This window comes from Actinacidiphila sp. bgisy145, assembly GCF_057708125.1.
In genome coordinates this window covers 107324-119618 of the sequence record NZ_JBYIRL010000014.1, presented here as the reverse complement: position 1 = coordinate 119618, position 12295 = coordinate 107324, and the positions used below count along the sequence as shown (strand labels likewise).

Genomic DNA, 12295 nt, shown 5'->3' with positions numbered 1-12295 from the left:
AGGACGGCGGGGTTTTGCCGGTGAAGGCCGCCGGCACGGCGTCTCCGTGGGCACGCCGTACGTGCCGTTCCCGGTGGAGCACACCGTACGTGCCGTCCTCCGTGAACCGATAACCTGCATCACCATGATGCGTGCCTGGGTCCCGCCGATGCTGCTTGCGCTGAGCGGCTCAGCCGTCGCGGCCGGGGAGCTCTTCCAAGGGAGCCCCGCCACAGCCGCAGCACTCCTGCTGGCGTTCCTGGCGCTGGCCGGCGTGACCTCTCCCTTGATCTTCCCGAAGTCGATCGCTGCGCAGGAAGCACAACGCCGCAGCGCGGCCGACGGCCGACCGATCGTCTTCTGGCGGCCGGGCTGCATGTACTGCATATGGCTGCGCATCCGGCTGGGCCGCAGCGCCCGCCAGTTGCACTGGGTCAACATCTGGCGCGACCCGGCAGGAGCCGCGGCGGTGAAAGCAGTCAACGACGGCAACGAGACCGTGCCGACCGTCATGGTGGCCGGCCAGCCGCACACCAACCCCGACCCCGCATGGGTGCGCGGACAGTTCTCCTCTTCCGTGTGATCAGAAACCGCAAGACAAGTTACGAGAGAACCGGGTGTTCAGCGGCCACGGGTTGGGGGAGGCCGCGCCGCTCCTCGGACGAACTGACCGGCATCCGTCCCCTCGATCCGCACCACCGCCGCCGCCAAGTCGGGCCTGCCGCAACCCATATCGCGGTCGCCCTCACCGTCGCCGCCTGCCGGGCCGGCCACTCGCTCTGCTGCACCAGCTCGGTGACCAGCCTCTGCGCCGGTCTCGCGCCCGAAGCAAGCCCCGGTCAACGGTCCGCATGATTAACTGGCCTGGAAATAGCTCCGGTTGATCCGTATCGCCAAGTTTTTCCTGAATGCCGGAATGTGTAGAAGTGACGGAAAACCAGGCCCCGCCGCCGTAAAGTCGCAGGCCACGAAGAGCGCTCCCCGCGCGTGCGGGGCTGGTCCCTCCCAGACTCTGGAGTGCGCGCCGAACTTCGGGTGCTCCCCGCGCGTGCGGGGATGGTCCCCACGAGCCGCACTCGCAGCACTGCCACGAGTTGTGCTCCCCGCGCGTGCGGGGTTGGTCCCTGCCTCGGCTCCTGGGAGGCGCGCTACCGCACGTGCTCCCCGCGCGTGCGGGGTTGGTCCCGACCCGTACGAGGACGTGTGGGCGCTGCGGACGTGCTCCCCGCGTGTGCGGGGTTGGTCCCGTCGCGAACTTCGCCTCGACGGCCGCGCTCAAGCGCTCCCCGCGCGTGCGGGGTTGGTCCCGACATCGTGGTGCCCGCTCTCCATCTGGTCACGTGCTCCCCGCGCGTGCGGGGATGGTCCCGGGTCGCGACGGACCACCACGTCGGGTGTGGTGTGCTCCCCGCGTGTGCGGGGTTGGGCCCGACGCCATGAACAAGGTCTTCACCTTCGGCATGTGCTCCCCGCGCGTGCGGGGCTGTTCCGAGTGCCTCGATCTGGCCGGACCCGTAGATCCGGTGACCCCCGCGTGTGCCGGGCCGGTCCCGCGTGCCGATGCGGGCTCCGCGATTGCCGCATCCAGCGGTACGTGCGCGAGTTCGGGGCATGGCGACGAGTGGGGGCGCCTCCCGGGTGGAGGACGTGCTGATGGCCGGCCTCCACCCGAACTTTCCCCACGGCACCGCGAACACGTGGCGCCTCGCCCACGACGTGCTCAGGGAAAAGAGGCGGACACCCGGGCGCCCCTCCTTCGGAGGAAACGGGGGCACCCGACGTACATCGATCGGCTCGAGGTGGGAGGCTGCCGTCGTACGGAACGCCCGGAATGGCGCCCGAGGAGCCGATATGGCTGTACATGTGAGCCGCCCAGCGGTGGCCCTGCCCGAGCACCGGGTCCCCACATCCGCCGTGATCGCGGATCTGGAGCGGTACGGGGCGAGCGGCGCCGTACTCCGCATCGTGCGGAACCTCGGCGTCGAGCACCGGTACACGAGTCGTACCCTCGCCGAACTCGCCGAGCCCGAGGGCGTCGAGGCCCGGAACGCCGCGACGGTGACCGCCGTCAACCACCTCGGCGCGCAGGCCGCGGCCGCCGCGCTCCACGCCGCGCGCCTGGACGCCGACGAGATCGACGCCGTGATCGCCGTCCACTCCAGCGGCATCGCCATGCCCGGCCTCGGGGTGCACCTCGCCGCCACCCTGGGCCTGCGGCCGGACGCGCTGCACATCCCCGTCACGCAGGTGGGATGCACCGGCGGCGCGTGGAGCCTGGCGCTGGCCGCGGACCTCGTCGCCGCGCAGCCCGACCGGCGCGTCCTGGTCGTCGTCGCGGAGTCGCTCACCACCTCGTACCGGCCCGCCGAGCCCGGCACGGTCGCGGCGATGTACCGCGCGCTGTTCGGCGACAGCGGGGCCGCGGCCGTCGTCACCGCAGAATGGCGCGGGCCGGGACTGCGGGTAGAGCGCACCTGGTCGCACCTGTTGCCCGACAGCGCCCGGTACTACTGGATGACGGTGCGGGACCGCGTGGGCCAGCATTTCGACTCCACGTCCGCGGCTGTGACCGCGGTCGCCGAGTGCATGCCGCCCCTGGTCGACTGGCTCAAGGAGTCCGGGGTGCCCCAGTGGGTCGCGGCCCACCCCGGAGGGCCGAAGATCATCGATTCCGTGGCCTACGGCCTGCCGGTCCCGGTAGACCTGCGGTACTCCTGGGACAGCCTGCGCGAACACGGCAACACCGGCGGGCCGGCCGTCCTGGATGTCCTGCGCCGTATCCACGAAGCCCCGCCCCCGCACGGCGCCCGCGGTCTGGTGGCCGCGTTCGGCCCGGGCTTCTTCGCCTCGGCTCTCACCGGGACCTGGCAGGACCACGACTGACGCGCATTTCGTATGGGGCGGGGCGGACCGTACGGGAGTTGAGTGCGGGCGCGGTCGTGGCCGGGTGGGAGTGGGGGCGCTTCGGTGGGGGCTTCGACAGCGGTCGGCGGTGCGTGACGGTGGCTGGGCCTGTACGACGGCGCGTCGGCCGTCAGGGTCGTACGTGTGGCGTGCGGTGCGGGCTGCTCGGGCACCGACAACGCTTGCTCGTACGTCTCCACGGCCCCCGGCCGGTGGGTGGGTCCGCGTGTTCTCGGTCTCGGGCGGTCTGATGCCGGGCCACCGTGGTGCACCCGTCTCCGGTACATTCGGCGGAGCCGCCGCGCGTGGGTGTCCGGAATGCCGGAATGTGCGGAAGTGACGGAAAACCCGGTCCTGGCGTCGTAAAGGCCCAGGTCACAAAGTGTGCTCCCCGCGCACGCGGGGCTGGTCCCGGCCTTCGGAATGGCGGCAGCGATCGGGACCGGTGCTCCCCGCGCACGCGGGGCTGGTCCTTCAGTGCAGGACCACCACGACCGTTACCGCGTGTGCTCCCCGCGCACGCGGGGTTGGTCCGAACGCCACGGTGACCCGCCCTCCCGGCCTCGGGTGCTCCCCGCGCACGCGGGGCTGGTCCCCCCGTGACATCCCTGGACCGCGCCCTCGCGCCGTGTTCCCCGCGCACGCGGGGTTGGCCCCCACGGCCTGGAGACAGCGAAGGCGGTTATGGCGTGCTCCCCGCGCATGCGGGGAGGCCCGCCGGGGGAATGGGGGAGTTCGGCTTCATCGTGCAGGCGTTGCGGCGGTCGGGTGGATGGAGGGGTTTGGGTGGGGCGGGTTGAGGTGGCATAGGTGCGCCGCCGTCAGCAGGGAAGACCTGATATCGGGTGCCAGTGAGGCGGGGTGGACCGACGGCGAGGCGATCGGGCTGCTCGGAAGCGGCGGATTGAGGGGCCGCTGGGGCGGGGCGGCGGCTTCGCGGGCGTTGTGGGGGAGCCAGTTCTGTTGGGGTGGGGGTGTGGGTCGATGGCGACTCGTTCGTGCGGAGGGCTGTGCGGGGGCACTCGGGTTGGAAGTAGGGGTATGCCATTCGCGGGGCTTGGGACGTCAGCCGATAGGGGCTGGCCTGCGCGGCGGCACCGGTTGTCAGGACCGGACGTTGGGGGTGCGGTGCGTGGCTCGCGAAAGCCGGTAGCGGTGGGCCCGTACCGTGCCAAGATGCCTTGGCCAGCAGATGCAGTGACCGGCTCTTGTTTCCGAGCGGTTGGTAGCGGCCCACATGGTTCACTCGTTGCTGGGCGTTCGGCAGAGCCCTTGCATAGGAGGTCTGAAATGTCCGAAACTTTGGAAGTGATGGGAAAGCCGGTCCTGGCTGCGTAAAGGGCCAGGTCGCGAAGGGTGATCCCCGCGCGTGCGGGGTTGGTCCCTTTGTACGTCGCGTACGGGCAGAGCAGCACGAGGTGCTCCCCGCGCGTGCGGGGTTGGTCCCTCGGTCTCCCACCGGTCACCCGGCGTCCCGGGGTGCTCCCCGCGCGTGCGGGGTTGGTCCCCCGTGCCTGTTTCTGATCGACTTGGGGTCGGCGTGCTCCCCGCGCGTGCGGGGTTGGTCCCCACGAGACGGAGGCGGACACCGGGCCGGTGTCGTGCTCCCCGCGCGTGCGGGGTTGGTCCCTCGTCCAAGGCCCGACTGGTCGAGAACCACCGGTGCTCCCCGCGCGTGCGGGGTTGGTCCCGTCGTGCCCCTCGCCCCGGCCCGCCTCGGCCGGTGCTCCCCGCGCGTGCGGGGTTGGTCCCTGGATGGAAGTGACCCCGGCCCAGTTGACCGGGTGCTCCCCGCGCGTGCGGGGTTGGTCCCAGGTCGTAGTTCTTGAACGCCTTGTCCTGCGCGGTGCTCCCGGCGCATGCGGGGTTGGTCCCCAGCGCGCGTCCACCGCCGGGTCAGCGCACGAGTGCTCCCCGCGCGTGCGGGGGTGGTCCCGCGGCGACGATCACCGTGAACTTCACGGTCACGTGCTCCCCGCGCCCGCGGGGCTGCTTCCTGGGTGGGGTGCCCGGCACCCCGGAAGCGCGGCTCTGCGCGAAGAGACGGGCACTTCAGGGGTTGGAGAAGGGGGCGAACCCCTGGGTCGCGTCGGCGACAGCCTCGGGGTGGACGTCGTCCGCGGTGCGGCCGGCCGCGATCTTGTGCCAGGTGGTGCGCGCAAGGACGCGCTGGGTCGCGAGGAGTTGGGCCGCGAGAAGGTGAGCACCGATACCGGGGCCGAGGTCGGCCCCGAGGGCGTCGGTCAGGGCCGCTTCGTCGTCGAGTTGGTAGCGGGTGAGGCGGCCCGCGAGGGCGGGCGTGTCGAAGACGAGGCGGTGGAAGGCGACGACGGCCGGGTGGTCGTTGAGGCCGGTGACGGGGTCGCGGCGGTCGAGGCCGGCGCGGAAGTGGGCGTGGAGGGCGGCGGCGGGGGAGACCCCGGGGCCGCGGTCGCGGACGACGCGGGCGGCCTCGCCCTGGTGGTCGGCGAAGCGGTGGAGGACGAGGTCCTCCTTCGTGGGGAAGTAGCGGAAGAGGGTCGGCTTGGAGACCTCGGCCGCGGCGGCGACGTCGTTGACGGACACGGCGTCGAAGCTGTGCGCCAGGAAGAGGGAGATGGCCGCGTCGGCGATGGTGTCGCGCGTGCGGGCCTTCTTGCGGGCACGCAGCCCCGTCGGCTCGTCGGTCACGCGCACACCGTAGCATTTGTGACCGGGTAGCGTTTGTGGACGGGTTGCTTTTGTGACCGGGTAACGGTTTCATGGCCGGGTGCAGACGCCAGACACTCTCCCCGTACTCGTGACCGGCGCGACCGGCCGGATCGGCCGCGCCGTGGTCGACCGGCTCCTGGCTGCGCGCGTGCCGGTACGCGCCCTCGTACGCCGACCGGAAGCCGCGGAACAACTGCCGCCGCAGGTCCAGGTGTTCACCGGCGACCTGACCGAACCGGCCTCGCTGGACGCCGCGTTGGACGGCGCGGGCGCCGCCCTCCTCGTCTGGACCGCCTCACCGCAGACCGTCGGCGCCGTCGTCGAGAAACTGGCGGCCCGCGTACGGCGGGTGGTCTTCCTCTCCTCCCCGCACCGCACCCCGCACCCGTTCTTCCAACAGCCCAACCCCATGGCCGAGTTGCACGCCGACATCGAGCGCCACATCACGGCTGTGGGACTGTCCGCGACCATCGTCCGCCCGGGCATGCTCGCCTCGAACGCGCTGGCCTGGTGGGCGCCCGCGCTCCGGGCGGGCGAGACCGTACGGTGGCCGTACGCCGCCGCCGAGACCGCGCCGGTCGACGACCGCGACGTCGCGGACGTCGTGGCCCGTACGCTCTGCCACGAGGCGCACGCCGGGGGCGACTACGTCCTCACCGGCCCCGACGCACTCACCCACGCCGCCCAAGTACAGGCCATCGGCGAGGCGTTGGGGCGCCGCCTGACCTTCGAGGAGATAACGCCGGACGAGTTCCGGCGCCTGTCGGAGGGTACGGCGCCCGCGCCCGTCGTCGAGATGCTGCTCGCCGCGTGGCGCGCGGCAGTCGGTCCGCCCGCGTACGTCACCACCACGGTGGCCGACCTCCTCGGAACGCCGTCCCGTACGTTCGGCCAGTGGGCCGCCGACCACGCCCCCGCGTTCACCCGCGACCGCCCCTGACGCCCCGAAGCGCGGCCGCGCCGTCGGCTCATCAGTCCGCCGTTGCCGGCGGACGGGTCCGCGACCTCCGCCGGGGCCGGCCTTCTGTCCGAATGAGGGCCCTCAGGGACTGTTCGGAGTCCTGATCAGCACCCGCAGCGCCTCGACCAGCCGCGCCGCGTCCTTCGCGCCGAGCGGGGCGAGGAACTCGCGTTCCGCCGACTCGCGAGCGTCTTCCGCATCGGCCAGCACACGCTTGCCCAGCTCCGTCAACTCGACGACGTTGCGGCGGCGGTCCTTCTTGCTGCGGCGCCGCTCCACCAACTCCTTGCCCTCCAGGACGTCGACGAGCGCGACCATCGTCGTGCGGTCCACGCCCAGCCGCCGCGCGGCCTCCACTTGCGACAGCGGGTGGCCCGCTGCCAGCAAGGCGAGCACCGCCAACTCCCGTGCGTCCAGTCCGAACGGGGCCAGGGCGGGCCCGGCACGCTCGGCCAGCCGAAGCTGCGCGTGCTTGAGCAGGTAGCCCAGTCGTATGCCGAGCAGTTCCTCGACCGCCGCTCCGTCGTCGTCGTTCTCCGCCATCCCGGCATCTTAACCACCGGGCTGATGGTCAGCGAGACTGACGATTAACTAAGGTGATGGTCATGCCTCTTGACGCACCCCAGCGCGGACTCCGGTTCGGAGTCAAGACGACGCCCATGCACTTGGCCTACGACGACATCCTCCGCGTCTGGGAGGAGGCCGACGAACTGCCCGCATTCGACGACGCCTGGCTGTGGGACCACCTGATGCCGCTGGCCGGACCGCCCGGCGGCGCCGTCCTGGAAGGTTGGACGCTGCTGGCCGCACTGGCCGCTCGGACCACCCGGCTCCGCCTCGGCCTTCTCGTCACCAGCAACATGCTGCGCGCCCCGGCCCACCTCGGAAAGATCGCCACGACCGTGGACGTGATCTCCCGTGGGCGCCTGATCATGGGCCTGGGCGTCGGCGGCACGCGACAGCCCGACGGCCCCAACCCGGCCGTCGCCGAGTACGCCGCCTACGGCCTCCCGCTCCCGAGCCCCGGCGAGGGCCTGGCCCGGCTCACCGAGACGATCACCATCCTGCGCCGGATGTGGACCGAGGAGGTCTTCGACCACGACGGGCCCTTCACCACGCTGCGCGCCACCCGCAACGGCCCCGGCCCGGTCCGGCCCGGCGGCCCGCCGCTGCTGCTCGGTGGATGGGGCAACCGCACGCTGCGCATCATCGCCGAACACGCCGACATCTGGAACGTGCCCGGCCCGCCCCACAACGGCACCGACTGGATCGCCGAGCGCGTCCGCGTCCTGAACGCGCACTGCGAGGCGATCGGCCGCGACCCCGCCGAGATCACCCGCTCCGCGCAGATCATCGTCGACTACGCCGACCCCGCCGCCACCCGCACCCACGTCCACGCGCTCGCGGCCGCTGGAATCCAGCACGTCGTGCTCGCGCTGCCCCGCCCGTACCCGGACCATGCCGCCCGCTGGCTCGTCGACGAGATCGTCACCCCTGTCCATGAGGAGGGAGCCTGACGGGATCTCCGCGGCAACCCACGAGGGCGCGCACCCGTTCCCGACGCCCCCGACCCGGCCGCGGCCCCCGCGGTCAGCGGAAGGTGTGGACCACTTCGATCCGCCCCACGATATGGGCGTTGAACTCGTCCAACTCCTCCGCCGGCACCCACAGTTCGAGGATCGTCCGGCCCCCGGCCTGCCGTACGGGGTAGCGGGTGAGGAAGTCCGAGGAGACCTCGAAGCGCGTCACGAAGCCGGCGCCGCTGTGCGGCACGTTCCAGTCCCGGGCGATCCGGATCGCGTACTCCTCGTCGAGCACCGGGTAGAAGATCGGCTGCTCGGGCAGCCGCGGCGGCCACGCCCGCCACCCGAGCGCGCGGACGAGCGCCAACTCCTCCGGGCCGGTGGGGCGCCACAAGGTCGTCGTCCCGCCGTTCACGTCCCCACCGCCCTCTCCGTAAGCGGGCCGCCACCGCAACGCCCCCCCGGGTTCCCGGACGATACCGGCGCGCCCCGCCCCCCGACCACGGGATTTCGGCGGAGGGCGGTCGCCCGTCAAAGAGGGCCGGTGCCCACCGAAAACCCCGGGTGCCCACCGAAGACCCCGGGCGCCCACCGAAGACCCCCGGCCCCGTCCCCAACCCCGCCCCCGAACCCCCCACTTGCCCCCCTTTGCCCACCCCACCCCCACCCCCTTCCTTGACACCCCTCCAACCCCCGGAGGAACATCATCTGTCAATCTCCTGACAACGTTGTCGGGTTCGGCCCTGTCGCCCGCCCAGCCGGGCGCAGCGGCCGTTCCCCTGCCGATCACCTTGTACGCCTCGTACGCCACGTACTTCACGAAGGGCAGGATTGGTGCACGACTCAACCCCGCACCGGACGGTCGCAGGCCGCCGCAGGCGCAGAGCCGCCTGCGCGCTGGCCGCGGCCTCCGCACTCCTCGGACTCGGCCTCGGCGCCGGGACCGCGAACGCCGCCTCGGCGAACACCTCCGCGGCGAAGGGCGCGCCCGCCGACCCGGCCGCCACCGTCAACCCGCTGATCGGATCGTCCAACGCGGGCAACACGTACCCGGGTTCGGTGGTCCCGTTCGGCATGCTCGCCTGGAGCCCGCAGAACTCGACGGGCAACCAGTTCTCCACGCCCGCCCCCGGCGGCTACCGGTACGACGCCACGAAGATCCGCGGCTTCAGCCTCACCCACCTCAACGGCGTGGGCTGCTCCGGCGCGAACGGCGACATCCCGATCATGCCGTACGTCGGCGACGTGGACTCCTCGCCGAGCGCGGACACCAAGGACGCCACGTACGCGAGCACCTTCAGCCACGCCAACGAGACGGCCTCGCCCGGCTACTACAAGGTCGGCCTGGACAGCGGCGCCAGCGCCGAGCTGACCACCACCGAGCGCACCGGCACCGGCGAGTTCGGCTTCCCGGCGGACAAGCCCGCCAGCATGCTGCTGCGCACGTCCAACTCCGAGAGCGGCAGCAGCGCCGCCGACGTCCACGTGGACGAGGCGACGCAGACCGTCACCGGCTCGGTCAGCGCGGGCAACTTCTGCGGCCCGCAGAGCGCGAACAACCGGCACGACCTGTACACCCTGTACTTCACCGCGCACTTCGACCAGCCGTTCGCGAAGGTCGGCACTTGGACCGACGGGACGCTGAACCCCGGCTCCACCTCGGCCTCGGGCGGCACCGGCTACAACTCCAGCGGCAACGCGGCCGCGGGCAAGGGCTCCGGCGCCTACGTCACCTTCGCCAAGGGCACCACCCACGTGCAGGCCAAGGTCGCGATCTCGTACGTCAGCGCCGCCAACGCCGAGGCGAACCTGCGCGCGGAGAACCCGCCGAAGAAGACGTTCGCCGCGGTACACACGCAGGCCGTCGCAGCCTGGAACACCGCGCTGCGCAAGGTCCAGGTCTCCGGCGGCAGCGACGATCAGACCAGCACCTTCTACACCGCGCTCTACCACTCGATGCTGGAGCCGACGCTCACCAACGACGTCAACGGCCAGTACCTGGGCGGCGACCGCAAGGTGCACTGGCTCGCCAAGGGCCAAAAAGCGCAGTACGGCACCTTCTCAGGCTGGGACCAGTACCGCGCTCAGGTGCAGCTGTTGACGCTGCTCCAGCCGAAGGTCGGCAGCGACTATGCCCAGTCGCTGTACAACTACGCGCAGCAGCGCGGCGGTGAGTGGGACCGCTGGCTGCTGGAGAACGGCAAGACCAGCGTGATGTCCGGCGACCCCTCCGACGCCGCGCTCGCCGGGATCTACGCTTTCGGCGGCACCGACTTCGACGCCAAGGGCGCCCTCGCCTCGCTCGTCAAGGCTGCCACGGTGCCGACCGCCAACGACTCCGACAGCTCGGGCTGCAACGTCGAGTGCGTCGGCCAGCGCCCCGCGCTCGACCAGTACCAGGCGCTCGGCTACGTGCCCGCCGACAACTGCCACTGCTGGGGCGGCGCCGCCGAGACGCTGGAGGACGCCGCGGCCGACTTCGGCATCTCGCAGCTGGCCGGCCAGCTCGGCGACCGCTCCGACGCGCAGAAGTTCTCGCAGCGCAGCGGCAGTTGGAGCAACGTCTTCGACCCGAACGCCACCGCACAGGGCGGTTGGATGCGCAACCGCAACTCCGACGGCTCCTGGGCCGGCACCAACTTCAGCCCCGCCACCGGTGACGGCTTCGTGGAGGGCACCAGCGCGCAGTACAGCTGGATGGTCTACTCCGACATCGCCGGCCTCGCCCAGGCGATGGGCGGGAACAAGGCGGCCATCGACCGCCTCGACGCCTTCTTCCACGACGCCGACGGCAGCTTCGACTTCACCGCCGACGACCCGACGAAGAACGACCCGACCAACGAGCCCGACATCAACGCGGCCTACCTGTACGACTACTTCGGCGCTCCGTACAAGACGCAGGAGACCACCCGCGCCGAGACCGACACGCTGTGGACCAACACCCCCGGCGGCATCCCCGGCAACGACGACGCGGGCACCATGTCGTCCTGGTACGTCTTCTCCGCGCTCGGCATGTACCCGCAGGTGCCCAGCCGCGCCGACCTGGTGCTCACCGCGCCGGTCTTCCCGCACGCGGTGATCCACACCGGCCACGGCAAGTCCATCACGGTCAACGCGCCGCAGACCTCGGCGAAGAACGTCTACATCCAGAGCCTGCGCACCAACGGCAAGAGCTCCGACCAGCCCTGGGTGCCCGCCTCCTTCGTCACCCACGGCGGCACCCTGGACTACACCCTGGGCAGCACCCCGAACACCAAGTGGGGCAGCGCCGCCAAGGACGCGCCGCCGTCCTTCCGCGACGGTGAGGCGCCGTTCTTCGCCAGCACCGCGCCCGACGCGGTCAAGGCCGAGCCCGGCACGTCGGCGGACAGCACGCTGAACCTCTCGACGATCCAGGACAGCCGCCAGGACGTGCGCTGGTCGGCGTCCGCGCCCGACGGGATCACGCTCAGCCCGGCGAGCGGCCGGATCAGCCTGCCCGCAGGCGGCACGGCCAGCGCGAAGCTGTCGGTCTCCGTCGCCAAGGACACCAAGTCCGGCGTCTACGAGGTGCCGATCACCCTGACCTCCTCGACCGCCGCGGCCGGCAGCACCCCCGCCCCCAAGGCGTGGCTGTCGGTGACGGTCGGGGTCAAGGGCAGCATCAGCTGGTACGTCAACAACCGCGGCATCTCCGCCGACGACACCAACCCGGCCGCCAACTTCGACGGCGGCGGCTGGAGTTACTCGGCGAAGGCACTGGCCGCGGCCGGGGCCACCCCCGGCAGCACCGTCTCCGTGAACGGCTTCGACTTCACCTGGCCGCAGGTGACCGCGGGCGCCCCGGACAACATCCAGGTCGGCGGCGGTGACCAGGTGCTGGACGTCTCCAAGACGTCGGCGGGCGCCACCCGGCTCAGCCTGCTGGGCAGCGCGGACGACGGGCCGACCAGCGGCACCGCCACCCTCACCTACACCGACGGCACCACCCAGCAGGCCGACATCGGCTTCAGCGACTGGACCCTCGGCGGGGGCGGCGACCAGCCCTCCTTCGGCAACATCACCGCGGTGCACACCACCTACCGCGACGTGATGGGCAGTCCCACCACCGACCCGGTGGGCACGGACGTGTTCGCGACCGCGCCCATCGCGCTCCAGGCGGGCAAGCAGCTCGCCTCGGTGACGCTGCCGGCCACCACCTCGGGCGGCGACATGCACGTCTTCGCGGTGGCGACGGCGTAACGCACACCGCGGCCGG

Annotated in this window: 8 protein-coding genes and 2 CRISPR repeat arrays; of the genes, 5 read left to right on the top strand and 3 right to left on the bottom strand. The window is 71.8% G+C overall.

The window, feature by feature from the left end; all coding sequences use genetic code 11:
• Positions 1-124: 124 nt before the first annotated feature.
• Both AC3ERT_RS15175 and AC3ERT_RS15170 read left to right on the top strand, forming a co-directional pair.
• On the top strand, positions 125-562 hold the full coding sequence (locus AC3ERT_RS15175) for a glutaredoxin domain-containing protein (protein WP_435174679.1): 438 nt from the start codon (positions 125-127) through the stop codon (positions 560-562).
• A 1268-nt stretch (positions 563-1830) separates the two neighbouring features.
• Positions 1831-2862 carry a PhlD gene (locus AC3ERT_RS15170; RefSeq protein ID WP_435174607.1) on the top strand — a complete coding sequence of 344 codons (1032 nt, stop codon included), beginning with the start codon at positions 1831-1833 and terminating at the stop codon, positions 2860-2862.
• Positions 2863-3267: 405 nt separating this feature from the next.
• Positions 3268-3540: direct repeats of the CRISPR family, unit length 29 nt.
• Positions 3541-4238: 698 nt separating this feature from the next.
• Positions 4239-4880: direct repeats of the CRISPR family, unit length 29 nt; unit sequence GTGCTCCCCGCGCGTGCGGGGTTGGTCCC.
• Positions 4881-4935: 55 nt separating this feature from the next.
• On the opposite strand, the gene AC3ERT_RS15165 is transcribed toward AC3ERT_RS15170, so the two are convergent.
• On the bottom strand, positions 4936-5553 hold the full coding sequence (locus AC3ERT_RS15165) for a TetR/AcrR family transcriptional regulator (RefSeq protein ID WP_435174605.1): 618 nt from the start codon (positions 5551-5553) through the stop codon (positions 4936-4938).
• A 79-nt stretch (positions 5554-5632) separates the two neighbouring features.
• Here AC3ERT_RS15165 and AC3ERT_RS15160 point away from each other — a divergent pair, with 79 nt between their 5' ends.
• On the top strand, positions 5633-6514 hold the full coding sequence (locus AC3ERT_RS15160; RefSeq protein WP_435174603.1) for an NAD(P)H-binding protein: 882 nt from the start codon (positions 5633-5635) through the stop codon (positions 6512-6514).
• Between the two features lie 102 nt (positions 6515-6616).
• Here AC3ERT_RS15160 and AC3ERT_RS15155 read toward each other — a convergent pair whose 3' ends face one another.
• Complete coding sequence (locus AC3ERT_RS15155; protein ID WP_435174601.1) at positions 6617-7078, bottom strand: MarR family winged helix-turn-helix transcriptional regulator; 462 nt, start codon at positions 7076-7078, stop codon at positions 6617-6619.
• Positions 7079-7134: 56 nt separating this feature from the next.
• On the opposite strand from AC3ERT_RS15155, the gene AC3ERT_RS15150 reads away from it, so the two are divergent.
• Positions 7135-8052, top strand: a complete 918-nt coding sequence (locus AC3ERT_RS15150; RefSeq protein WP_435174599.1) for an LLM class flavin-dependent oxidoreductase — start codon at positions 7135-7137, stop codon at positions 8050-8052.
• A 73-nt stretch (positions 8053-8125) separates the two neighbouring features.
• Here the strand turns inward: AC3ERT_RS15150 and AC3ERT_RS15145 are convergent, their stop codons facing one another.
• Entirely contained in the window at positions 8126-8473 is a 348-nt protein-coding gene (locus AC3ERT_RS15145; protein ID WP_435174597.1) for a hypothetical protein, read from the bottom strand.
• A 416-nt stretch (positions 8474-8889) separates the two neighbouring features.
• Between AC3ERT_RS15145 and AC3ERT_RS15140 the strand changes: the two genes are divergently transcribed.
• Complete coding sequence (locus AC3ERT_RS15140) at positions 8890-12279, top strand: GH92 family glycosyl hydrolase (protein ID WP_435174596.1); 3390 nt, start codon at positions 8890-8892, stop codon at positions 12277-12279.
• Positions 12280-12295 lie beyond the last annotated feature (16 nt).

Bases quoted from the DNA above. Each gene is read 5' to 3' on its own strand.
- AC3ERT_RS15175 (WP_435174679.1), top strand. From the start codon at position 125: ATGATGCGTGCCTGGGTCCCGCCGATGCTGCTTGCGCTGAGCGGCTCA.
- AC3ERT_RS15170 (WP_435174607.1), top strand. From the start codon at position 1,831: ATGGCTGTACATGTGAGCCGCCCAGCGGTGGCCCTGCCCGAGCACCGG.
- AC3ERT_RS15155 (WP_435174601.1), bottom strand. From the start codon at position 7,078: ATGGCGGAGAACGACGACGACGGAGCGGCGGTCGAGGAACTGCTCGGC.
- AC3ERT_RS15150 (WP_435174599.1), top strand. From the start codon at position 7,135: ATGGTCATGCCTCTTGACGCACCCCAGCGCGGACTCCGGTTCGGAGTC.